General features: G+C 71.2%; 23 protein-coding genes, 1 tRNA gene and 1 pseudogene. 11 read left to right on the top strand and 14 right to left on the bottom strand.

Annotation, left to right across the window (positions count from 1 at the left end; translation table 11 throughout):
• The first annotated feature begins 4 nt into the window (after positions 1 to 4).
• Entirely contained in the window at positions 5 to 598 is a 594-nt protein-coding gene (locus SSQG_RS07745) for a TetR/AcrR family transcriptional regulator (protein ID WP_039932120.1), read from the top strand.
• A 305-nt stretch (positions 599 to 903) separates the two neighbouring features.
• On the opposite strand, the gene SSQG_RS07740 is transcribed toward SSQG_RS07745, so the two are convergent.
• On the bottom strand, positions 904 to 2,118 hold the full coding sequence (locus tag SSQG_RS07740) for an acyl-CoA dehydrogenase (RefSeq protein WP_003989172.1): 1,215 nt from the start codon (positions 2,116 to 2,118) through the stop codon (positions 904 to 906).
• A 5-nt stretch (positions 2,119 to 2,123) separates the two neighbouring features.
• Positions 2,124 to 3,158 (bottom strand): phosphotransferase family protein, encoded by a 1,035-nt coding sequence (locus tag SSQG_RS07735; RefSeq protein ID WP_003989171.1) that lies wholly within the window; start codon positions 3,156 to 3,158, stop codon positions 2,124 to 2,126.
• A gap of 196 nt (positions 3,159 to 3,354) precedes the next feature.
• On the opposite strand from SSQG_RS07735, the gene SSQG_RS07730 reads away from it, so the two are divergent.
• Positions 3,355 to 4,308, top strand: a complete 954-nt coding sequence (locus tag SSQG_RS07730; RefSeq protein ID WP_003989170.1) for an NADP-dependent oxidoreductase — start codon at positions 3,355 to 3,357, stop codon at positions 4,306 to 4,308.
• A gap of 20 nt (positions 4,309 to 4,328) precedes the next feature.
• Here SSQG_RS07730 and SSQG_RS07725 read toward each other — a convergent pair whose 3' ends face one another.
• The 4 genes from SSQG_RS07725 to SSQG_RS07710 all read right to left on the bottom strand — a co-directional run bounded on the left by SSQG_RS07725 (position 4,329) and on the right by SSQG_RS07710 (position 6,597).
• Positions 4,329 to 4,664: a DUF202 domain-containing protein gene (locus SSQG_RS07725; RefSeq protein WP_208865624.1), complete on the bottom strand. Its 336-nt coding sequence runs from the start codon at positions 4,662 to 4,664 to the stop codon at positions 4,329 to 4,331.
• Entirely contained in the window at positions 4,661 to 5,053 is a 393-nt protein-coding gene (locus tag SSQG_RS07720; protein WP_003989168.1) for a YidH family protein, read from the bottom strand. The genes SSQG_RS07725 and SSQG_RS07720 overlap by 4 nt, the downstream gene beginning before the upstream one ends.
• Positions 5,054 to 5,126: 73 nt before the next feature.
• A complete protein-coding gene (locus SSQG_RS07715) occupies positions 5,127 to 5,654 on the bottom strand; it encodes an NUDIX hydrolase (protein WP_039932119.1) in 528 nt (175 codons plus the stop codon).
• A 43-nt stretch (positions 5,655 to 5,697) separates the two neighbouring features.
• Positions 5,698 to 6,597 carry a DMT family transporter gene (locus SSQG_RS07710; protein WP_003989166.1) on the bottom strand — a complete coding sequence of 300 codons (900 nt, stop codon included), beginning with the start codon at positions 6,595 to 6,597 and terminating at the stop codon, positions 5,698 to 5,700.
• A gap of 364 nt (positions 6,598 to 6,961) precedes the next feature.
• On the opposite strand from SSQG_RS07710, the gene SSQG_RS07705 reads away from it, so the two are divergent.
• From SSQG_RS07705 to SSQG_RS07690, 4 genes are all read left to right on the top strand, one after another.
• Positions 6,962 to 7,912, top strand: a complete 951-nt coding sequence (locus SSQG_RS07705; protein WP_003989165.1) for a hypothetical protein — start codon at positions 6,962 to 6,964, stop codon at positions 7,910 to 7,912.
• Positions 7,913 to 7,946: 34 nt separating this feature from the next.
• Positions 7,947 to 9,485: an APC family permease gene (locus SSQG_RS07700; protein WP_003989164.1), complete on the top strand. Its 1,539-nt coding sequence runs from the start codon at positions 7,947 to 7,949 to the stop codon at positions 9,483 to 9,485.
• 177 nt (positions 9,486 to 9,662) lie between these two features.
• The gene (locus tag SSQG_RS07695; RefSeq protein WP_003989163.1) at positions 9,663 to 10,388 is read left to right on the top strand and encodes a molybdopterin-dependent oxidoreductase; all 726 of its coding nucleotides are present in this window, start codon (positions 9,663 to 9,665) and stop codon (positions 10,386 to 10,388) included.
• A complete protein-coding gene (locus SSQG_RS07690) occupies positions 10,372 to 10,986 on the top strand; it encodes a cytochrome b/b6 domain-containing protein (protein WP_003989162.1) in 615 nt (204 codons plus the stop codon). Before SSQG_RS07695 ends, SSQG_RS07690 begins: the two co-directional genes overlap by 17 nt.
• A 1-nt stretch (position 10,987) precedes the next feature.
• Here SSQG_RS07690 and SSQG_RS07685 read toward each other — a convergent pair whose 3' ends face one another.
• From SSQG_RS07685 to SSQG_RS07665, 5 genes are all read right to left on the bottom strand, one after another.
• Complete coding sequence (locus SSQG_RS07685; protein WP_003989161.1) at positions 10,988 to 11,614, bottom strand: hypothetical protein; 627 nt, start codon at positions 11,612 to 11,614, stop codon at positions 10,988 to 10,990.
• 185 nt (positions 11,615 to 11,799) lie between these two features.
• Positions 11,800 to 12,831 carry an L-idonate 5-dehydrogenase gene (locus tag SSQG_RS07680; protein ID WP_039932118.1) on the bottom strand — a complete coding sequence of 344 codons (1,032 nt, stop codon included), beginning with the start codon at positions 12,829 to 12,831 and terminating at the stop codon, positions 11,800 to 11,802.
• Between the two features lie 17 nt (positions 12,832 to 12,848).
• Positions 12,849 to 13,613, bottom strand: coding sequence for an SDR family oxidoreductase (locus tag SSQG_RS07675; protein WP_003989159.1), 765 nt, complete (start codon positions 13,611 to 13,613; stop codon positions 12,849 to 12,851).
• Positions 13,614 to 13,627: 14 nt separating this feature from the next.
• Complete coding sequence (locus SSQG_RS07670) at positions 13,628 to 15,025, bottom strand: gluconate:H+ symporter (RefSeq protein ID WP_003989158.1); 1,398 nt, start codon at positions 15,023 to 15,025, stop codon at positions 13,628 to 13,630.
• A gap of 53 nt (positions 15,026 to 15,078) precedes the next feature.
• Complete coding sequence (locus SSQG_RS07665; protein WP_003989157.1) at positions 15,079 to 15,597, bottom strand: gluconokinase; 519 nt, start codon at positions 15,595 to 15,597, stop codon at positions 15,079 to 15,081.
• 137 nt (positions 15,598 to 15,734) lie between these two features.
• Here SSQG_RS07665 and SSQG_RS07660 point away from each other — a divergent pair, with 137 nt between their 5' ends.
• Positions 15,735 to 16,436 (top strand): FadR/GntR family transcriptional regulator, encoded by a 702-nt coding sequence (locus tag SSQG_RS07660; RefSeq protein WP_003989156.1) that lies wholly within the window; start codon positions 15,735 to 15,737, stop codon positions 16,434 to 16,436.
• 5 nt (positions 16,437 to 16,441) lie between these two features.
• On the opposite strand, the gene SSQG_RS07655 is transcribed toward SSQG_RS07660, so the two are convergent.
• A complete protein-coding gene (locus SSQG_RS07655; protein WP_039932117.1) occupies positions 16,442 to 16,816 on the bottom strand; it encodes a YchJ family protein in 375 nt (124 codons plus the stop codon).
• A gap of 63 nt (positions 16,817 to 16,879) precedes the next feature.
• Positions 16,880 to 16,964: transfer RNA gene (locus SSQG_RS07650), tRNA-Leu, on the bottom strand.
• Positions 16,965 to 17,160: 196 nt separating this feature from the next.
• Between SSQG_RS07650 and SSQG_RS07645 the strand changes: the two genes are divergently transcribed.
• The 3 genes and pseudogenes from SSQG_RS07645 (at position 17,161) to SSQG_RS07635 (ending at position 19,844) form a co-directional block, all read left to right on the top strand.
• Positions 17,161 to 18,486 carry a M20/M25/M40 family metallo-hydrolase gene (locus SSQG_RS07645; protein ID WP_003989154.1) on the top strand — a complete coding sequence of 442 codons (1,326 nt, stop codon included), beginning with the start codon at positions 17,161 to 17,163 and terminating at the stop codon, positions 18,484 to 18,486.
• 164 nt (positions 18,487 to 18,650) lie between these two features.
• Complete coding sequence (gene chpH, locus SSQG_RS07640; protein ID WP_003989153.1) at positions 18,651 to 18,884, top strand: chaplin ChpH; 234 nt, start codon at positions 18,651 to 18,653, stop codon at positions 18,882 to 18,884.
• A 142-nt stretch (positions 18,885 to 19,026) separates the two neighbouring features.
• Positions 19,027 to 19,844 (top strand): annotated as a pseudogene (locus tag SSQG_RS07635) (chaplin).
• Between the two features lie 80 nt (positions 19,845 to 19,924).
• Here SSQG_RS07635 and SSQG_RS07630 read toward each other — a convergent pair.
• Positions 19,925 to 20,113, bottom strand: a complete 189-nt coding sequence (locus SSQG_RS07630) for a DUF5703 family protein (protein ID WP_003989151.1) — start codon at positions 20,111 to 20,113, stop codon at positions 19,925 to 19,927.
• 47 nt (positions 20,114 to 20,160) lie between these two features.
• Between SSQG_RS07630 and SSQG_RS07625 the strand changes: the two genes are divergently transcribed.
• The gene (locus SSQG_RS07625; RefSeq protein ID WP_003989150.1) at positions 20,161 to 20,880 is read left to right on the top strand and encodes a hypothetical protein; all 720 of its coding nucleotides are present in this window, start codon (positions 20,161 to 20,163) and stop codon (positions 20,878 to 20,880) included.
• The last annotated feature ends 38 nt before the right edge of the window (positions 20,881 to 20,918 follow it).

Raw genomic sequence — 20,918 nt, 5'->3', positions numbered from 1 at the left:
GGCAGTGCCCAGGACCACGGACTCGGACGGCACGCCCGTGCCTCAGCGGCTCCTGGCCGCCGCCACCCGGCTCTTCGCCGAGCAGGGCTACGACCGCACCTCGGTGCAGGAGATCGTCGAGGCGGCCGGCGTCACCAAGGGCGCGCTGTACCACTACTTCGGCTCGAAGGACGACCTCCTGCACGAGGTGTACGCGCGCGTGCTGCGCATCCAGCAGGAGCGGCTGGACGCCGTGGCGGACTCGGACGAGCCGGTGGAGAAGCGGCTGCGGGCCGCGGCTGCGGACGTCGTGGTGACGACCATCGACAGCCTCGACGACGCGATGATCTTCTGGCGGTCCATGCACCATCTCAGCCCCGAGAAGAACAAGCAGGTGCGCGCCGAGCGCCGTCGCTACCACGAGCGCTTCCGTGCGCTGGTGGAGGAGGGGCAGGGGCTGGGCGTCTTCTCCAGGGCGACCCCCGCGGACCTGGTCGTGGACTACCACTTCGGCTCGGTCCACCACCTGTCCACCTGGTACCGCCCCGACGGCCCCCTCACCCCTCAGCAGGTCGCCGACCACCTGGCCGACCTGCTGATGCGCGCCCTGCGGCCGTGATCAGGTGACTCCGTCCCCGGTGCCGGTCAGGTACTCGTAGGTGCCGGTGATCCCAGGCCCACTCGATGCCGACCTTGTGCTGGACGGCGCCGACGACGTCCAGCAGCACCGACTCGGGCTCCAGACCGGCCGCCAGGGCGCCGGTGACGATGTCGACGGCCGAGAACGCGTCGCCCTCCCGGGGAAGACGTCGTGCGACGAACGGTCCGGTCCCGCAGTCCGGGCGCTCTGCGCAACCACCTGGACATATCCAGCCCCCGCAGGGGGTGAAGCGGCGGTGGGGGCGCGCCCACCGCCGCCGCGTGTCACAGGTACTGCTTCAGCTCCCGCCGGGCCAGCGACCGCTGGTGCACCTCGTCCGGCCCGTCCGCGATCATCAGCGTCCGCGCCCCGGCGTAGAGCTCCGCCAGCGGGAAGTCCTGGCTCACCCCACCCGCCCCGTGCAGCTGGATCGCCCGGTCGAGAATGTCGACCACCGCCCGAGGGGTCGCGATCTTGATGGACTGGATCTCGGTGTGGGCCCCCCTGTTCCCCACCGTGTCCATCAGCCACGCCGTCTTCAGCACCAGCAGCCGCAACTGCTCGACGGTGACCCGCGCGTCCGCGATCCAGTTGTGCACCACACCCTGCTGGGCCAGCGCCTTGCCGAACGCCGTTCGCGACACGGCCCGCCGGCACATCAGCTCGATCGCCCGCTCCGCCATGCCGATCAGCCGCATGCAGTGGTGGATCCGCCCGGGGCCCAGCCGGGCCTGCGCGATGGCGAAACCGCCGCCCTCCTCGCCGATCAGGTTCGACGCCGGCACGCGCGCGTGGTCGAAGACCACCTCGGCGTGACCGCCGTGGTAGTGGTCCTCGTACCCGAAGACCTGCATCGCCCGCTTGATCGTGACACCCGGCGTGTCCCGGGGGACCAGCACCATGGACTGCTGACGGCGGATGTCGTCCCCGTCCGGGTCCGTCTTGCCCATCACGATGAAGATCTTGCAGTCCGGGTGCATCGCCCCGGAGATGTACCACTTGCGGCCGGTGATGACGTACTCGTCGCCGTCCCGCTCGATGTGGGTGGTGATGTTGGTGGCGTCCGAGGAGGCCACCTCCGGCTCGGTCATCGCGAACGCCGAGCGGATCTCACCGGCCAGCAGCGGCTCCAGCCACTGCTTGCGCTGCTGCTCGTCACCGAACTGGGTCAGCACCTCCATGTTCCCGGTGTCGGGCGCCGCACAGTTGGTCACCGTGGGCGCCAGCTGCGGCGACCGTCCCATGATCTCGGCGAGCGGCGCGTACTGCAGGTTGGTGAGCCCGGCCCCGTACTCGGAGTCCGGCAGGAAGAGGTTCCACAGGCCCTGCCGGCGTGCCTCGGCCTTCAGCTCCTCCACCACGGGCACCGTCTCCCACGGCGAGGCGAGCCCGGCGCGCTGCTCTTCCGCCACCGCCTCGGCCGGGTAGACGTACTCGTCCATGAAGGCGAGGAGCTTGGCGCGCAGCTCCTCGGTGCGCGCGTCGAAAGCGAAGTCCATCTGGATCAGCCCTCCTGGAGGCCTTCGTGGAGCGTGGTCAGTCCGTGCCGGACGAAGACGGGCACGAGGTCGCCGATGCGGTCGAAGCCGCGCCCGACCGTCTGGCCCAGCGTGTAGCGGTAGTGGATGCCCTCGAGGATCACGGCGAGCTTGAACCAGGCGAACGCGGTGTACCAGGCGACCGCGGAGACGTCGCGGCCCGAGCGTGCGGCGTACCGCTCGATCAGTTCGGACGGCGCCGGGTGCCCGGGGGCCTCGGCGGTCGTGGAGACGGGGGAGTCGGGCATGCCGAGCGGCATGCTGTACATCACCAGCAGGCCGAGGTCGGTGAGCGGATCGCCGAGCGTCGACATCTCCCAGTCGAGGATGGCCTTGATCTCGTCGTCGCCACCGATGAGGACGTTGTCGAGCCGGTAGTCCCCGTGCACGACGGCCGGGGCGGGGGAGCGGGGCAGGTCCCGGCCGAGGGCGGCGTGCAGTTCGTCGATGCCGTCCAGGTCGCGGTTACGGGAGGCGTCCAGCTGCTTGCCCCAGCGCCGCAGCTGCCGGTCCAGGAAGCCCTCGGGCCGGCCGAAGTCGGCGAGCCCCACCTCGCCCGGGTCGACCGCGTGCAGCTCCACCAGCGTGTCCACCAGGTTCAGCACCGCGCCCCGGGTCCGCTCCGGGCCGAGCGGGGCGAGCTGGTCGGCGGTGCGATAGGGGGTGCCCTCGACGAACTCCATGACGTAGAACGGCGCTCCGAGCACCTCCACGTCCTCGCACAGCAGCACCGGGTCGGGAACCGGCACGGCCGTCGGGTGCAACGCGCTGATCACCCGGTGCTCGCGCCTCATGTCGTGCGCGGTGGCCAGGACATGACCGAGCGGGGGTCGCCGTACGACCCACCGGGACGTACCGTCGGAGAGCGCGTAGGTGAGGTTCGACCGTCCGCCCTCGATCAGCCGGCCGGACAGCGGACCGGTCACCAGGCCGGGCCGCTCCCGTTCGAGCAGGCTGCGCAGCCGGTCGAGATCGAGTCCGGGCGGATGGTCGGGGCTCATGTCGCTCCTACGGGCAGGTGGACGGTTCCCGACTCATGATGCCGACCGGTCGGTATGTAGTCCAGAGCGGGGCCGAAACGTGATCGGGGCCACGATAGGCCGACGGCCCGTTCCGCCGGGCCCCGGGGCGTGCCCGGCGGCTTCGTTCAGGCCATCCGGCTTGCGTGCCACAAGGAGAGCCCGGAAGGTCGGACCCATGAAGGCGATCAGCTACTCACGGTACGGCGGACCCGACGCGCTGGCGTTCGGGGAGGTCCGCGACCCCAAGGTCGGCCCGGACTCGGTGCTGGTGAAGGTGCGGGCCGCGGCCGTGAACCCCGTCGACTGGAAGGCCCGTGAGGGCTACCTCGACAGTATCCTCGAAGCCGCCTTCCCCGTGGTGCCCGGCTGGGACGTCTCGGGCGTCGTCGTACGGCCCGGCGTGGCCGTCTCGGAGTTCGACGTCGGGGACGAGGTCATCGGGTACGTACGCGAGGACTTCCTCTCCCGCGGCACCTTCGCCGAGTACGTGGCCGCACCCGTGCGCACCCTCGCCCGCAAGCCGCGCAACCTCTCCTTCGAGGAGGCGGCGGGGCTGCCGCTGGCCGGGCTCACCGCCTACCAGGTGCTGACCAAGGTGCTGGACGTGAAGCGGGGCGAGACGGTCCTGGTGCACGCCGCGGCCGGTGGTGTCGGCTCGCTGGTCGTGCAGCTGGGGGTGCATCTCGGCGCCCGCGTGATCGGCACGGCGAGCGAGCCCAACCACGACTTCGTGCGGAGTCTGGGCGGGGAGCCGGTGACCTACGGCGAGGGGCTGGTCGAACGGGTCCGGGGGCTGGCGCCCGAGGGGGTGGACGCGCTGTTCGACACGGTCGGCGGCGACACGCTGAAGGTCTCGGCGAACCTGCTGGCCCCCGAGGGGCGCCTGGCGTCGATCGCCGACCCCGACGTCGTGAACTACGGCGGCCGCTACTACTTCGTCCGCCCCGACGCGGAGGACCTCCAGCGGCTGTCCGATCTGGCGGAACAGGGCGTGCTGAGCGTGCACGTCTCCGAGACGTTCCCGCTGGAGCGGGCGGCGGACGCACACCGGCTGAACCAGAAGGGCCGGACGCGCGGCAAGATCGTCGTGACGGTGGACTGGGAAACCGAGAGCACGGAGCCGGCCTAGGTGTGCTGACCGGACAGTCCCTAGAGGACCAGTGCCGCTCCGCACACCGCCATCGCCGTGGTGCACAGCACGGCGGCCGTGGCGTGCCGGGGCGCGAACGCCACGGGGTCGGGGGAGGACGCGAGGGCGCGGATTCGGCGGTGGGCCACGCCCAGGAACCCCAGCCACAGGACACAGCACAGCGCGCACGCGATGATCCCGGGCGCCGACACCCCGCCGTGCAGCGCGGTCTTCACGGCGAGCACGGCGGCGACGGTGACCGAGAGCGTCGTACGCCGCCACGCGAGGCGGGTCCGCTCGGGCTGGAGCCCGGGGTCGCGGTCGGGATCCCGGGGCACGCTCCCCGACGCGCTCACCCCTCCCACCCCACGAGCACCACGACGACCATGACGAGGGCCACGACCGCGACGACGAGGCTCAGCACCGCGGGGAACCGGGACACCGGCAGGTCCTCGCCCCGGCGCATGGCCCGCTCGCAGCGCACCCAGTGGTTGACCGCCCGCAGGGAGCACAGCACGCCCGCGGCCAGCAGCGCGAGCGCCAGGCCCACACGCCAGCCCCAGCGCAGGTCCGGCAGGAACTGGTCCACGGCGAAACCGCCGCCGATCAGCGCGAGCGCGGTGCGCAGCCAGGCCAGGAAGGTGCGTTCGTTCGCCAGCGAGAACCGGTAGTCGGGCGTCACACCGTCCCGCCGGACCTCCGCGGGCGCGAACCACAGCCGGACGTTCCGTACGAACTCGATCACCTGCGCGACCCTACCCGTGACGCCGAGGCCTCCTGCTCACACGTCCGGACCGGCCCCGGCGGGCCTTGCCTGTTCATGAGCCCGATCGGCCGGTCGACCGGAACGCCGTGAGCCGTTCGTACGCCGCCAGCCCGTCCGGCACGAACTCCCAGTCCCGCAGCCGCCGCCGCACCTCGTCCTCGGGCAGGAAGTCGTGCCAGGCGACCTCCTCGACCTGCGGCCGGACCGGACGTGCGCAGGTGACCTCGTACACCGCCGACCACCAGCTCTGGCCGGCGCCGTTGTCGTAGAGGAACTTGAAGAGGTACCGCGGGGCCGGCAGGCCGCTCACGCCCAGTTCCTCCTCGGCCTCGCGCAGGGCCGCCGTGTCATAGCTCTCGCCCGCGCCGACCACACCGCCGACGAACATGTCGTACAGGGAGGGGAAGACCAGCTTGGTCGGCGTCCGCCGGTGCACGAAGATGCGGCCCTCGGCGTCCCGGGCCTGGATGAAGACGCAGCGGTGCCGCAGGCCCCCGGCGTACGCTTCGCCCCGGGGGGACTGGCCGATGACCTGGTCGTTCTCGTCGACGATGTCGAGGATCTCGTCTGCGGCACTCATGCCCTCATCCAAGCAGGGCGCGCCCCAAGCGTGAGGGACGGCGTCACTGCGTCTGCGGCTGCAGCTGCCCGACGCGGGCCGGCCGGGCCGCCCCCGTGGGCATGCAGGGGTGCAGCCCCAGCAGGATGATCCCGGCCACCACGGCCAGGAGACCGCCCGCCTCCCAGGACAGCGCCACCGCGTCGGTCCGCAGCCGGTCGCCCAGGAAGCCGACGCCGCAGATGATCCCGGCGAGCGGCTGTGCGGCGGTGAGGGCGGGCAGCGACTTGCGCAGGGACGCGGTCTCGAAGGCGCTCTGCACGAGGAGCAGTCCCGTGACACCCAGGGCGAGCACCGCGTACGGCTGCCAGCCGGTCATCAGCTCGGCGAAGCCGCCCTGGGAAAACTTCTCCCCGCTCACCCGCGTGAGCGCGTCCTGCACGCCGTACAACAGCCCGGCGGCCAGCGCCAGCAGCACCGGCCCGGAGCTCAGCCGGGAGCGCTTCGCGTGTGTCGTGAGCAGCAGGGCGAGCCCGGTCATGGCCCCGATGATCAGCCACTGCCGGGTCGGATCGGCCGTCGCGGCGCCGCCCTGCGGCTCACCGGCCACGATGAACGCGGTCACCCCGCCCGCCAGCAGCAGAAGGCCCGCCCACCCCTGGCGGCCCAGCGACTGCCGGGTCTGCCTGCGGGACAGCGCGAGCGCGAAGAGCAGGTTCGTCGCCAGCAGCGGCTCCACCAGTGACAGCTCACCCTGCCCCAGTGCCGCCGCGCCCAGCCCCATGCCGGCCACCATCAGGGCGATGCCGCCCAGCCAGCGCGGCACCTTCATCAGGTCGACCAGCAGGCGGAAGGAGAGGAAGTCGTTGAGGGGGGCGCGCTGGGCCGCGTTCTGCTGGAGGACGAAGCCGAAGCCCAGACAGCAGGCGGCGCTCACGGCGAGCACCAGAACTAGAACCGACACGCGGTGTACCTCGATCGTCAGGCCGGGTCACGATTGCGTAGGGGCCGACTCTACCGGCCGACTCCGCCCGGTGCGCCCGTACGTCGTGCCATCGTGCGGGGCGGAGGCCGCCCAGTGCTATGACGTACGTCACAAAGGGCGAAAAGGATAATTCGGATGGGCGCCACACGTCTCTCCCGCTCCCCGTTGATCACAAAACCCTCACGAGTAACGGCACTTGACGCGTGTAACGCCCTTGGCGCCCTTGACGTCAACCGTAGGCGGGGGGTTGGCTGTGTGTGATCAGTTCATGGCAATGCGCACATCCGCGCTCCACCGACCGCCGTGAGCCGAAACACAAGAAGAGCGCGTGAGGAAGTTCGCGGTGTCCCCACCCCCGCCTCCCCTCGGCCGTGGCCGCAGACGTGCGTCTCAGGCCTTCGACGAGGCCCTCGACGACACCGACCTCGTCGCCGCGCGCGCCGCACTGGCGCAGGGCCGCTGGCAGAACGCCCGTTCCCTGCTGGTGCACACCGGAGACGACTGGGACCGGCGCGGCCACCGCTTCACGGTCCTCGCGCGGGAGTCCTACTGCGCCGCGTGGGCCCGCGAGTGGCTGCTCGCCGAGCCCGAGTCCGCCGACGCCTTCGTACTGCTCGCCCTCGCCCAGGTCAGGCGCGTGCTGCAGGGCAAGGGAAAGCCGGCCCGCGCCCGCGAGGACTGCCTGATCGCCGCCGAACGCGTCCGCGCCGACCCCACGCCCTGGCTCGGACTGCTCATGCTGGAGTGCGCCGTCGGGACCGACCAGGACGTGGTCCGCGCCTTCGAGCAGGTCCGCGGCCGGTACGCCGACCACCACCATGCCCACCACCTGATGGTCACGAGGCTCGCCGGACGCCGCACCGAGGCCGGACCGGATCCGCTGCACGAGGTCTACGACTTCGCCAACTGGGCCGCCGAACAGGCACCGGCCGACTCCCCGCTCGCGATCCTGCCGGTCATCGCGCATGCCGAGCGCTACCGCGTGCTGGCCGCCGCCGGGCACGAACCCGCGGACCCGGCCGCCTCGGGCCACTGGACGGGCCGCCGCGCCCGGCAGGTGATGAAGTCCGCCTTCGACTGGTGGCTGGAGTGGGAGCTCGAAGGCCACCCGCGCCGGCTGATCGACCTGAACTTCCTCGCCCACGCCAAGTTCTGCGAGGGGCGGGGCGCCGAGGCCGCCGCCCTGTTCCACCGGATCGGCCGGCACGCCACGCCCGCGCCCTGGTCGTACCCGGACCGCGACCCGCACACCGCTTTCGCCGCCGCCCGCGCCGGCGCCCTCGGCACCGTCTGAGACCCGGAAACCCAGAAGTGAGGACGCTCTCCCGATGACCACGGACAGTTCGAGCACGAGCACGTCCGCCGCCGGTGGCGGCATCAGTACGTTCAAGGGACAGGAACGGGCCCTGCGCGCCGACCGCCTCGGCACCGGGGGACTGCTGCTCTCCGTCCTCGCCGCGACCGCCCCGCTCATGGTGGTCGCCGGTGTCATGCCCACCACATTCGCGGTGATGGGCATCGTCGGCCAGCCGCTGCTCTTCGTCCTCCTCGGCGTCGTCCTGATCCTCTTCAGCGTCGGGTACGCCGAGATGAGCCGCCACGTCCACAACGCGGGCGCCTTCTACGCCTACATCTCCCGCGGCCTCGGCGGCACCGCGGGCGCCGGCGCCGCGCTGGTCGCCCTCGTCGCCTATAACGCGCTCCAGGTCGGCATCTACGGCATCTTCGGCTTCGAGGTGTCCGGGCTCTTCGCCACCTACGCCGAGGTCGAGGTCGCCTGGTGGATACCGGCGCTCGCCGCCGCGCTCGCCGTCGGGCTGCTGGGCTGGCTGAAGATCGACGTCAACGCGCGCGTGCTCGGCGTGCTGCTGGTCATCGAGGTGCTGCTCGTCGTGATCTTCGACGTCGCCGCCCTCGCCGACCCCGCGAAGGAAGGCCTGTCGCTGCACGCCTTCAACCCCGACACCCTCACCGGCGCGGGCGTCGGCACCGCGCTGTGTTTCTGCATCGCCGCCTTCCTCGGCTTCGAGCAGGCCCCCGTCTACGCCGAGGAGACCAGCCGGCCGCACGTGCTGGTGCCGCGCGTGATGTTCCTCGCCGTCGGCGGGGTCGCCGTCTTCTTCGCGCTCAGCAGCTGGGCCCTCACCGTCGCCACCGGCCCCTCCGCGATCGTCGGCACATCCCAGAAGCAGAGCGCCGGACTGCTGTTCTTCCTCACCGAGTCCCGCCTCGGCGGCACCTTCACGGACGTCCTGCACGTCCTCTTCGTCACCGGCATGTTCGCCGCGCTGCTCAGCTTCCACAACGTCGTCGCCCGGTATGCCTTCGCCATGGGCCGCGAGGGCCTGCTGCCCGCCGCCTTCGGCCGCACCAGCGGCAGCAGCGGCGCCCCCGGCACCGGCTCGCTGCTCCAGACCGTCGTGGCCGTGGTGGTCGTGATCGCGTTCGCGGTCGCCGACGACAATCCGGTCGGCGACCCGACCGCGCCCGTCCTGCACCTGTTCACCTGGTTCGGCAACATCGGCGCCCTCGGTGTGATCGTGCTGATGGCGGCGGCCTCGCTCTCGGTCGTCGTGTTCTTCGTCCGCCGCGGCGCCGCCGGCGCCCAGGCCTGGCGGCTGGTCACCTCCACCCTGTCGGGCCTCGCCCTGCTCGTGATCGCCGGCTACACGGTGAAGGACTTCGAGGTGCTGGTCGGTGCCGGCCCCGGCTCCTCGCTGAGCTGGGTGCTGCCCGGCATCATCGCCCTCGCCCTCGCCGCGGGCCTGGTCCTCGGGCTGGTGCTGCGCGCCCGCGCCCCCGAGAAGCACGCCCGGATCGGCCTTGGCAACGAGGCGTTCCAGCTGGACAAGGCGGCGTCGTCCTGAGACGGCACGCGTCAGAAACCGTTCGCGCGTAAGAAGTCGTTACGGAAGTCTGACGAGCACCCGCGATCCCTGTCCTGCCGGGGCCGCGGGTGTTCGAATGAGAACGTGAAGAGGAACGCGGACAAGAACGCGGACGAAGACGTGAATGGGGGCGAGCACGAGGACGTACAGGACGGCGTGAACGACGGACACCCCGACGAGCGGGGCACCCCGATCGGCCGCCGCGTCTTCCTCGGCACCCTCGGCCTGGGCGCACTCGGCGTGGTCGCCGCGCCCAAGCTGCAGCGCGGCCTTGAGGGCTTCCTCGGCGGCACCGCCGACAAGGACCCCACCGGCCTGACCGGACTGCTCCCGAACGGCGGCGGCTTCCGCTACTACTCGGTCGCCTCGTCCGTCCCGCGCAAGAACGCCGACACCTACCGCCTGAAGGTGGACGGCCTGGTCGACCACCCCGCGACCTACACCCTGGCCGACCTCAGGGCCCTCCCGCAGACCCGCATGGTCCGCGACGTCCAGTGCGTCACCGGCTGGCGCGTCCCGCACACCCCCTTCGAGGGCGTACGCCTCGCCCGTCTGCTGGACGAGGCCGGAGTCCGCCCCGGCGCCAAGGCGATCCGCTTCACCTGCTTCGACGGCACCTACAGCGAGAGCCTCACCCTCGACCAGGCCCGCCGCGCGGACGTCCTGGTCGCCCTGCGCATGCAGGACAAGGACCTCGGCCACTCCCACGGCGGCCCGGTCCGCCTCTACGTGGCGCCGATGTACTTCTACAAGTCGGCCAAGTGGCTCTCCGGCATCACCGTCACCGACGACGTCGAGCCCGGCTACTGGGAGGAACGCGGCTACGACGTCGACGCCTGGGTGGGCCGCTCGAACGGACGGGACGATGACCCCACCAGCTGACACCACGGCCGCGGTCAGACGCTTCAGCCGGGCCGAACGCTGGGTGCACCGCACGACGGCCGTCCTCATGGGCGTCTGCGTCCTGACGGCGGCCTGCCTCTACGTCCCGCAGCTCGCCGAACTCGTCGGCCGCCGCGCCCTGGTCGTCACCCTGCACGAGTGGGCCGGCCTGGCCCTGCCCGTCCCCGTCCTGGCAGGCCTCGCCTCCCGTGCCTTGCGCGCCGACCTCCGCCGCCTCAACCGCTTCGGCCCGCACGACCGCACCTGGCTGCGCGCCGCCCTGCACCGCGACAAACGGCACGCGTCCCGCCCGGCCGGCAAGTTCAACGCCGGCCAGAAGATCTACGCGGCCTGGATCGCCGGCGCCACCCTCGTCATGCTCGGCACCGGCCTGATCATGTGGTTCACCCACCTCACCCCGCTCGTATGGCGCACCAGCGCGACCTTCGTCCACGACTGGCTGGCCCTCACCATCGGCATCGTCCTGGCCGGCCACATCGGCATGGCCCTGGCGGACCCGGAATCCCGCCGAGGCATGCGCACCGGGACGGTGAGCCGCGAGTGGGCGAACCGGGAGCACACGCTGTGGCGGCCGTGACTCAGCCGGGCCCGGTCGGCGGGAGGCCGCGCCTGCGCCGCACGTAGGCGACCGTGACGGCCCCGAGCAGTGGCCCCCACAGCAACAGCGGGGCGTAGCAGACGTAGAACACAGCGGCCCCCCAGCCGCCCGCCGCTGTCGGGTAGTCGGACGGGAGCGGCTCTCCCCGGAGGGTGACTCCGGCGGCCTCCGCGACCGACGCGGCGGTCCACAGGGCCGTCAGCACCACCGCGCCGAGGGCGGCGGGCACGACCGCGCCCCAGGTCGGCACCCTGCGCCCCCGCAACAGCGGGACCCAGCGCGGGAACACCTCACCCCACGCGGCGACCAGCCCGACCGCGGTGAACGCCACCAGCTCGGACAGCACCGAGAGCAGGACCACATAGACCTCACCCGGCAGCCACGACGGCAGGCTCCCGGTCTTGCCCGCGGTGTCCTCGTCGAAGAAGGTCACCAGCACCCGCCACAGGCTCGACGGCAACACGACGAGCGGAACGGCGTAGGCGGCGCTCCGCGCCCACCGAGGCACTCCGGCCACCGGCGAGTGAGCGGTGGCCCAGGCCCTGCGCAGCCGCCCGGGCGGGCGCGGGACCCCGGACGGTGAAACGGATGAGACGGTGCTGGTCATGAGCCCAAGGTCGCAGTCGCTCGGCGAGCGTGGATCAGCCCGGGGAAGGAACCGTCTCCACCGCTCGGGGGAGACGCGCAGGGCCACCGGCGCCCTAAGGGGCGCGGGGCTGTATCGATCTGCGGCTCCGCCGCGCGGGCGCGACCAGCCACAACGCGCCCGCACCCGCCCGACAGCAACAACCCCTACGGTGCTGCCGCGAAATCCAACAGCACCTTGCAGGACCGACTCCGATCAGCGGCCAGCGCGAAAGCCGACTCGGCGTCCGCCACGGGAACCACCGCACTGACCAGCCCGTCGAACGCCGGCTCCACCGCGAGCAGGGCCAGCGCCTCGTCGAACTCGGTGTCGAACCGGAATGCCCCGCGCAGCTCGATCTCCCGGCTCACCACGAGATTCCCCGCGAACGGACTCTGCCCCGGCGGCAGCATGCCCAGTTGCACCACGACCCCACCGCGCCGCACCCGCCGCAGACACGCGTCGAGCCCCGCGGCCACCCCGGACGCCTCGATCGCCAGGTCCACCTCGGCGGGCCACCCGGCGTCGTCCGGGTCATCGGCCCGTACGACCGTCCCGGCACCGGCGATCAACGCGTACTCCAGCGCCTCGGGCAGCAGATCCGTGACGGTGACATGCGCCGCCCCCGCCGCCTTCGCCGCCGCGACCACCAGACACCCGATGGGCCCGGCACCGGTCACCAGCACATGCCGGCCGGCCACCTCCCCGGCCCGCCGCACCGCGTGCACGGCGACGGACAGGGGCTCGGCGAGCGCCGCACGGCGCAGTTCGAGACCGTCCGGCAGGGCCCGCACCTGCTCGGCGGGCACGACCACCTGAGCCGCGAAACCGCCCTGCACGTGCGGGAAGCGCGCCGCACTGCCCAGATAGGCGGTGTCGCGGCACACGTTCCGCCGCTTGTCCCCGCACTCGGGGCACACCCCGCACGGGGTCGCCGGATGCACGGCGACAGCCGTACCCGGAGCCGGGCCCGACGCGTCCGCCCCGTACTCCAGGACGGTCCCGACGACCTCGTGGCCGAGCACCATCGGCTCCCTGAGCCGGAAGTCACCGACCCCGCCGTGCCGCCAGTAGTGCAGATCGGACCCGCACACCCCGCCGTAGCGCACAGCCACCAGCGCCTGTCCCGGCCCGGGGACCGGAACCGGCAACTCCGCGACCCTCAGGTCATCCTGACCGTGGATCACACAACCCAGCATCGCAGCCTCCCTGATGGTCACAGCACGCTCGTCATGCCGCCGTCGACGTACAGCACCTGTCCGCTGACGAAGTCCGCGGCGGGGGAAGCGAGGAACAGCACCCCGCCCACCAGGTCCTGGGTCCGGCCCCAGCGGCCGGCCGGGGTGCGCCGCCGCACCCAGGCGCTGAACTCCTCGTCGTCGACCAGGGGTTGGGTCAGCTCGGTCTCGATGTAGCCCGGGCCGAGCCCGTTGACCTGCACACCGCTCGGGCCCCAGTCCGCGCACATGCCCTTGGTGAGCATCTTCAGCGCGCCCTTGGTGGCCGCGTACGGCGCGATCCCGGGCCGTACCACCTCGCTCTGCAGCGAGCAGATGTTGACGATCTTTCCGTGGCCGCGTTCCGTCATCCGGCGCGCCGCCTCCCGGCCGACCAGGAAGGCACTGGTCAGGTTGGTGTCCAGGATCCGGTGCCAGTCGGAGTCGGTGAACTCCAGCAGTGGGGCGCGCAGTTGCATGCCCGCGTTGTTGACGAGGATGTCGAGCGGGCCCACCCGCTCCTCGACGTCCGCGATCCCGTCCGCCACGCACGGCCCGTCGGTCACGTCGAACGCAGCCGTGTGCACCTTGTCACCGGGCAGTCCGGCGGCCGCTTCGGCGAGCCGGTCCTTGTCGCGTCCGTTGAGGACGACCGTGCAGCCGGCCTCCGCGAGACCACGGGCCAGGGCCAGTCCGATGCCCCGGCTGGAACCGGTCACCAGGGCCGTACGGCCGCTGATGTCGAAGAGAGGGTGAGCCACCATCGCAGTTCCTACTCCTAAATGACCAGGGACAACAACAGGACGATGCCGCCGGCGACCACCGAGATGATCGTCTCCATGACGGACCAGGTCTTGATGTTCTGGCCGACACTCAGCCCGAAGTACTCCTTGACCATCCAGAACCCGGCGTCGTTGACGTGGCTGAAGAAGAGCGAGCCGGCGCCGATGGCCAGGACGAGGAGCGCCGCGTGCGTGGTCGACATGTCGGCGGCGAGCGGGGCGACCAGACCGGCCGCCGAGACCGTCGCCACCGTCGCCGAACCGGTCGCGAGCCGGATCGCCACCGCGATCAGCCAGGCCAGCAGCAGCGCGGGGATCGACCAGTCCTTCGAGATGTCCAGGACCATCTGACCCACCCCGGTGTCGATCAGCGTCTGCTTGAAGCCGCCGCCGGCGCCGACGATCAGCAGGATGCCCGCGATCGGGGCGAGGCTCTTCTCGACGAGCGGCGAGATCCGCTCCTTGGAGAACCCGGCGGGCCGCAGCAGGGTGAAGATGCCGACCAGCACCGAGGCGAGCAGCGCGATCATCGGGGCGCCGATCACGTCGAAGACGCGCTGGACCGGGTTCTCGACATCGTCGATGACGATGTCGACGAGCGCCTTGGCCAGCATGAGGATCACCGGCAGCAGGACCGTGAACAGCGTGGCGCCAAAGCCGGGGCGCTTCTCCAGGTCCTCCGAAGCGCGCTGCGGGATCATGTTCTCGGGCGCGGGGACGTCCACCCAGCGGGCCGCGTACTTCGAGAACACCGGACCGGCGATGATCACCGTGGGTATCGCGACGAGGACACCGAGGGCCAGCGTCACACCGAGGTCGGCCTTGACCGCGTCGATCGCGACCAGCGGACCGGGGTGCGGCGGCACCAGACCGTGCATCACGGACAGGCCGGCGAGCGCCGGGATGCCGATCCGCATCAGCGAGTAGTTGCCGCGCTTGGCGACCATCAGCACCACCGGGATCAGCAGCACGATGCCGACCTCGAAGAACAGCGGCAGCCCGATCACGGAGGCGATCAGCACCATCGCCCATGGCATCGACCGCCCGCCGGCCTTCGCGAGGATGGTGTCGACGATCTGGTCGGCGCCGCCGGAGTCGGCGAGCATCTTGCCGAGGATCGCGCCGAGGGCGATCAGCACACCGACGCCGGCGACCGTGGTGCCGAGTCCGGTGCTGAAGCTGAGGAGGACCTTGTCCAGTGGCGCCCCGGCTATCGCGCCGAGCGCCAGTGACCCGATGGTCAGCGCCAGGAAGGCATGCAGCTTGAACTTGGTGATGAGCAGGACGATGACGGCGATGCCCGCCAGGACGGCGATGCCCAGCTGAGCGTGTCCGGCCGAGGTGATCGGCTCGGCGGCGTCCGCTGCCAGCATCTCGACGCTGAGTCTGGTCACGGGGTAGGGGTCCCTTGTCTTCGGGGGAGTGGAGGAGGGGAGACCGTCAGGGGCTACTGGACGGTTTCGGGGAGGTCCGCCAGGGCGAGCGCGGCGCGCTCGGTGATCTCCTGCGGACCGCCCGAGACGTCCACACCGACTCCCGCCTCGTCCGCCTCCAGCGGCTGGAGCGTGGCGAACTGGGAGTCGAGCAGTGCCGTGGGCATGAAGTGCCCCTGCCGGTGCGACATCCGGTCCTCGATCAGCGCGCGGTCGCCCGTGAGGTGCACGAAGACCACGCCCGGCGCGGCGGCGCGCAGCCGGTCGCGGTACGACCGCTTCAGTGCCGAGCAGCTGACCACCCCGCCGAGCCCGGCCCGCCCGTGCGCCCACTCGCCGATGGCGTCGAGCCAGGGCCCGCGGTCCTCGTCGGTGAGCGGCGTACCGGCCGACATCTTGGCGATGTTGGCCTGCGGGTGGAAGTCGTCGCCCTCGGCGTACGGAACGCCGAGCCGGGCCGCGAGCAGGGGACCGATGGTGGTCTTGCCGGTGCCGGCGACGCCCATGACCACGACGACGTGGGGGGTGTTCATCGCTGCCTCACTGTCTGCTGTCTTCGTCGACACGTGATGTCGACGCAACTGAAACTCATTAGGTACGACGAATTCAAGAGGCCGTGACAAATAAGTCTGACTTTTTGGCTGCGTGATCTACCCCGTACGCTGAGTGCATGAGCACACCGGGCCGGGGGCTGCACGGCCATGTACTGGACACCCTCGGCCCCGAGATCACGGCGGGCGAGTACCCGCCCGGCAGCGTGCTGCGCACGGACGAGCTCGCCCAGCGTTTCGACGTGTCACGATCCGTGATGCGCGAGGCGGTCCGCGTCCTGGAGTCCATGCACCTGGTCCAGTCCCGCCGCCGCGTCGGCGTCACGGTCCGCCCGACGGCCGAGTGGAACGTCTACGACCCCCAGGTCATCCGCTGGCGCCTGGCCGGCAAGGACCGCCCCCGGCAGCTGCGCTCCCTCACGCTGCTGCGCTCCGCGATCGAGCCGGTCGCGGCCGGCCTCGCCGCCCGGCACGCCACGGCCGAACAGTGCGCCGAACTCACCGAGTGCGCCCTCGGCATGGTCGCCAACTCACGCGGTCACAAGCTCGAGGAGTACCTCGTCCACGACATGGCCTTCCACCGCGCCATCCTGGACGCCTCCGGCAACGAGATGTTCGCCCGCCTCGGCGACGTCGTCGCCGAGGTCCTCGCCGGTCGCACCCATCACGACGTGATGTTCGAGGACCCCGACCCGGCCGCCGTCACCCTGCACGTCCAGGTCGCCGAGGCGGTCCGCGCGGGCGACGCGGTCCGCGCGGAGGAACTGACCCGCGAGATCACGGTCGGGGCCCTCCAGGAACTCGACATCCTGGCCCCCTGACCCCGCTACGCCGGAAACTCCCCGTCGATGTACACCCACGCTCCGTCGACCCGCTCGAACCGGCTCCGCTCGTGCAGCGAACCGCCCCGGTACGACGCCCGGAACTCCACCGTCCCGCCGGAGTGGAACGCGGACCCGTCACGCGTGTCCAGGATCTCCAGCCCGGTCCACCGCATCCCCGGATCGAGCTCCAGCCGCCCGGGCCGCGTCCGCGGATGCCAGGTGCGCAGCAGATACGCGGCGTCCCCCTTCACGAAGGCGCAGTACCGCGACCGCATCAACGCCTCGGCGGTCGGCGCCGCGGCGGCACCCGAGTGATACCGGCCGCAGCACGCCTCGTAGGCCTCGGGCAGCCCGCACGGGCAGGAACGACTGGTCATGGTCACCCTTCCGCGACAACGCCTGAGGGCCGTGACCTCGCGGTCACGGCCCTCAGCTTCATGTGTCCGAGGGGGGACTTGAACCCCCACGCCCGATAAAGGGCACTAGCACCTCAAGCTAGCGCGTCTGCCATTCCGCCACCCGGACAAGGTGTCTGTCGCGTGGGTTCTCCCCGCGGCGACGACGTAAACATTACCAGGCTTTCCGGGGTGGCCGATCACCCCCCGTCCACACCCCGGCGAGGCGTGAACGGCGTGTGACGGGCCGGGAGCTCTCTTGGGGTGTGGGCCGGGGAGAGAGAGGATGAGGGGGACCCACCAGCAGTGACACCGGGAGGAAGCACGTGAGCGAGACGGACACGGCCAGGAGCGTCACCGGCGAGGACGAGGTCGTGGACCTCTGCCGCGAGCTGATCCAGATCGACACCAGCAACTACGGCGACCACTCGGGTCCGGGCGAGCGGAAGGCGGCCGAGTACGTCGCCGAGAAGCTCGCCGAGGTCGGGCTCGAACCGCAGATCTTCGAGTCCCACCCGGGCCGCGCCTCCACGGTGGCCCGGATCGAGGGCGAGGACCCCTCCCGGCCCGCGCTCCTCATCCACGGCCACACCGACGTCGTACCGGCCAACGCGGACGACTGGACGCACCACCCCTTCTCCGGCGAGGTCGCCGACGGCTGTGTGTGGGGCCGCGGGGCCGTCGACATGAAGGACATGGACGCGATGACCCTGGCGGTCGTCCGCGACCGGCTGCGCAGCGGGCGCAAGCCTCCGCGCGACATCGTCCTCGCGTTCCTCGCCGACGAGGAGGCCGGCGGCACGTACGGGGCCAAGCACCTCGTGCGCAAGCACCCCGAGCTGTTCGAGGGCGTCACCGAGGCGATCAGCGAGGTGGGCGGGTTCTCGTTCACCGTCAGCGAGCAGCGGCGGCTCTACATGATCCAGACGGCCGAGAAGGGCATGCACTGGATGAAGCTCACCGTGGCCGGCACCGCCGGGCACGGGTCGATGATCCACCGGGACAACGCGATCACCGAGCTGTCGGAGGCCGTCGCGCGGCTCGGGCGGCACAAGTTCCCGGTGCGCGTCACGAAGACCACCCGCGCCTTCCTCGACGAGCTCGGTGACGCGCTCGGCACCGAACTCGACCCGGAGGACATGGAGTCGACCCTCGTCAGGCTCGGCGGCATCGCCAAGTTCATCGGCGCGACCCTGAGCAATACGGCCAACCCCACCCAGCTCGGCGCCGGTTACAAGGTCAACGTCATCCCGGGCGAGGCGACCGCCCACGTCGACGGACGGTTCCTGCCCGGCCACGAGGAGGAGTTCCTCGCCGACCTCGACCGGATCCTCGGCCCGAACGTGCGCCGCGAGGACGTCCACGCCGACAAGGCCGTGGAGACCACCTTCGACGGGGCGCTCGTCGGGGCGATGCAGTCCGCTCTGCTGGCCGAGGACCCGACAGCCAAGGCGATCCCCTACATGCTCTCCGGCGGGACGGACGCCAAGTCCTTCGACGACCTGGGCATCCGGGGCTTCGGCTTCGTGCCGCTGAAGCTGCCGCCGGAGCTGGACTTCGCCGGCATGTTCCACGGCGTGGACGAGCGGGTGCCGGTGGAGGGCCTCCAGTTCGGCGTGCGCGTGCTCGACCGGTTCATCGACGCGTCCTGAACCGGCCCGAGCGGAACGCCCGTAACGGAACGCCGCTATTCGGTCGGGTGTGCGAGATCGACTGGGAAGGGTGAATGCGACCATAAGCTCGTAGCCTCATTACTCCCTCCTCGTTACAGGTAATGCGATCGCAAGATGGGTCGCTTTGCCAACTAGGAGGAATAATGATCAAGAAGGTCGTCGCTGCTGCGGCTGCCACCGGTGGGCTGGTTCTCGCGAGCGCGGGCCTGGCCGTCGCCGACTCGGGTGCCCAGGGTGCCGCCGTGCACTCCCCGGGTGTCCTGTCCGGCAACGTTGTTCAGGTGCCCGTTCACGTCCCGGTGAACGTCTGCGGCAACACGGTCTCCGTGATCGGGCTGCTGAACCCCGCCTTCGGCAACACCTGCATCAACAAGTGATGCTTTCCCCTCACTGAGGGGAGTTTCAAAGCCATCGGTCCCGGAGTGCGTGCCACGCGCTCCGGGACCGAACGCTTCTTTCGAGTAATTCGAGAAGAGCTCGAAAAGAATTCGAGACAGGGTCGAAGGCAGGTATTCAGTAATGCGACAGGTCACCCGCAAGGGTCTGATGACCGTGGCGGCCGCGACCGGCGTGATCGCCGCCGCGGGCGGCGCGGCGCACGCCGACTCGGGCGCCCATGGCGCCAGTTCGGGCTCGCCCGGCGTGCTGTCCGGAAACACGGTGCAGGCGCCGGTGCACGTCCCGGTCAACGTCTGCGGGAACACGGTCAACGTCGTCGGGGTGCTCAACCCGTCGGTGGGCAACTCCTGCGCCAACAAGGGGGGCGGATCGTCGTCGGGGGGCTACGGCGAGCACCGTGGCCACGGCGGCTCGCACGCCGGCGGACACGCCACCGACTCGCCCGGCGTCGGCTCGGGCAACCACGTCCAGGCGCCGATCGACGTGCCGGTGAACGTCTGCGGCAACAGCGTCGACATCATCGGCGTCGGGAACCCCAGCGCGGGCAACGACTGCCGCAACGGCGGCTCCGGCGGACACCACACCAACCCGCCCGGCGGCGGCCACGAGAACCCCGGGCAGCCGGGTAACCCGGGCAACCCTGGAAACCCGGGTAACCCGGGTAACCCGGGCAACCCCGGTAACCCGGGCAACCCCGGCAGCCCCGAGGAGCCCGGTCACCCCGGCACCCCGGGCACGCCGCCCAGCACCGGCGCCGAGACGCCGGGCGGTTGCACGGGCAACAAAACCCGGGCGGCCAGCTCGTCACGCAAACCCGACGGGGGCGCCCAACTCGCGAACACCGGCAGCGACCTCCGCTTTGGCTCGTCCTCCCGGCCGGCGCCGGCGCGCTGCTGGCGGGCGCGGTCCTCTACCGCAAGGCACGCGCCTCGGCCTGACACCATCGCGAAAGGAGCGGGCCCCGCCATCCGGCGGGGCCCGCTCCGTCACATGCCTTCTCCCAGTGTGCCGCCCCAGCTCACCACGTGGCCCGCACCTGGCGGATGATCCGCCGGCGCAACCGCACCTTGCGGCTGCCGTCCCGCAGCAGGCTCAGACGGTACAACTCCCAGTGTCCGTACTCGGCATGGTCCGTCAGCAGACGTGCCGTTTCCTTGCGGGAGACCCCGCGAGGTACGTACACGTCGACAAATTCGTATTCCGGCATCGCATCTATTGTGCGGGCTGGGGCCTGGTACGGATAGCGTCTGCACTATGTCTGATGCTGCGCAGCCCACCGCTGCCGAGGTACGCGCCGCCGCCGAGGCGGTCAAGACCGCGCTCGACCGCCACCTGGCCGCGGTCGAACGCAGGTCGGGGGAGGACGACCCGGCCGTCTACGAGGCGTTCAACCAGCTGGCCGCGGCCGCAGAGGTGTACGACGAACTGCTCTACGACCGCTACGACGAGGTCACACCCTTCGAGATCCCCGGTGCGGAGGATGCGCTGCCCCCGTACAACGGGCCCGAGGAACCGAACGCGCTGAGCGTACTCATCCGCCGCGACTACGCGGTGGCCGAGCCGCAGCGGCTGCTGGCGCAGGCCGAGCGGATCGAGGCCGCGGAGGGCGAGGACGGCCTGGCCGCCTCCGGGACGGTCCACGGCGCGCTCGGCCTCCTCTTCGGCGAGTTCGAGCCCGACGAGATCGCCTCCCGGCACAAGGAATTCGGACTGGAGGAGGGCGACTCCACGCTCTGGGTGGCGGCCGCGGACGAACCGGCCGAACCCGGCGAGTGGCTGGAGGCGCCGTTCGAGCAGGTCGATCCGCAGCAGGTGGTCTGCCGTTTCGACGTCAGCGCCGTCTTCGACGAAGAACTCGACGACGACGTCGACGACGAAGACGGCGACGAGGGCGAGGCTGAGGACCTGGACGACCTCGACACCGACCTCGACGAGGACGAGGACCTGGAACCACTGGACGCGGACCGGCGCTGAGCACAGGCGCCGGCCACCACGATCAGCCACCACGAGGG

Source organism: Streptomyces viridochromogenes DSM 40736 (genome assembly GCF_000158955.1).
Classification (GTDB): Bacteria; Actinomycetota; Actinomycetes; order Streptomycetales; family Streptomycetaceae; genus Streptomyces; species Streptomyces venetus.
Note: the sequence above shows the minus strand (reverse complement) of the source record. Positions and strands in the feature narration are given on the sequence as shown.

Bases quoted from the DNA above. Each gene is read 5' to 3' on its own strand.
- SSQG_RS07740 (WP_003989172.1), bottom strand. From the start codon at position 2,118: ATGGACTTCGCTTTCGACGCGCGCACCGAGGAGCTGCGCGCCAAGCTC.
- SSQG_RS07735 (WP_003989171.1), bottom strand. From the start codon at position 3,158: ATGAGCCCCGACCATCCGCCCGGACTCGATCTCGACCGGCTGCGCAGC.
- SSQG_RS07730 (WP_003989170.1), top strand. From the start codon at position 3,355: ATGAAGGCGATCAGCTACTCACGGTACGGCGGACCCGACGCGCTGGCG.
- SSQG_RS07715 (WP_039932119.1), bottom strand. From the start codon at position 5,654: ATGAGTGCCGCAGACGAGATCCTCGACATCGTCGACGAGAACGACCAG.
- SSQG_RS07700 (WP_003989164.1), top strand. From the start codon at position 7,947: ATGACCACGGACAGTTCGAGCACGAGCACGTCCGCCGCCGGTGGCGGC.
- SSQG_RS07690 (WP_003989162.1), top strand. From the start codon at position 10,372: ATGACCCCACCAGCTGACACCACGGCCGCGGTCAGACGCTTCAGCCGG.
- SSQG_RS07685 (WP_003989161.1), bottom strand. From the start codon at position 11,614: ATGACCAGCACCGTCTCATCCGTTTCACCGTCCGGGGTCCCGCGCCCG.
- SSQG_RS07680 (WP_039932118.1), bottom strand. From the start codon at position 12,831: ATGCTGGGTTGTGTGATCCACGGTCAGGATGACCTGAGGGTCGCGGAG.
- SSQG_RS07675 (WP_003989159.1), bottom strand. From the start codon at position 13,613: ATGGTGGCTCACCCTCTCTTCGACATCAGCGGCCGTACGGCCCTGGTG.
- SSQG_RS07665 (WP_003989157.1), bottom strand. From the start codon at position 15,597: ATGAACACCCCCCACGTCGTCGTGGTCATGGGCGTCGCCGGCACCGGC.
- SSQG_RS07660 (WP_003989156.1), top strand. From the start codon at position 15,735: ATGAGCACACCGGGCCGGGGGCTGCACGGCCATGTACTGGACACCCTC.
- SSQG_RS07655 (WP_039932117.1), bottom strand. From the start codon at position 16,816: ATGACCAGTCGTTCCTGCCCGTGCGGGCTGCCCGAGGCCTACGAGGCG.
- chpH (WP_003989153.1), top strand. From the start codon at position 18,651: ATGATCAAGAAGGTCGTCGCTGCTGCGGCTGCCACCGGTGGGCTGGTT.
- SSQG_RS07630 (WP_003989151.1), bottom strand. From the start codon at position 20,113: ATGCCGGAATACGAATTTGTCGACGTGTACGTACCTCGCGGGGTCTCC.
- SSQG_RS07625 (WP_003989150.1), top strand. From the start codon at position 20,161: ATGTCTGATGCTGCGCAGCCCACCGCTGCCGAGGTACGCGCCGCCGCC.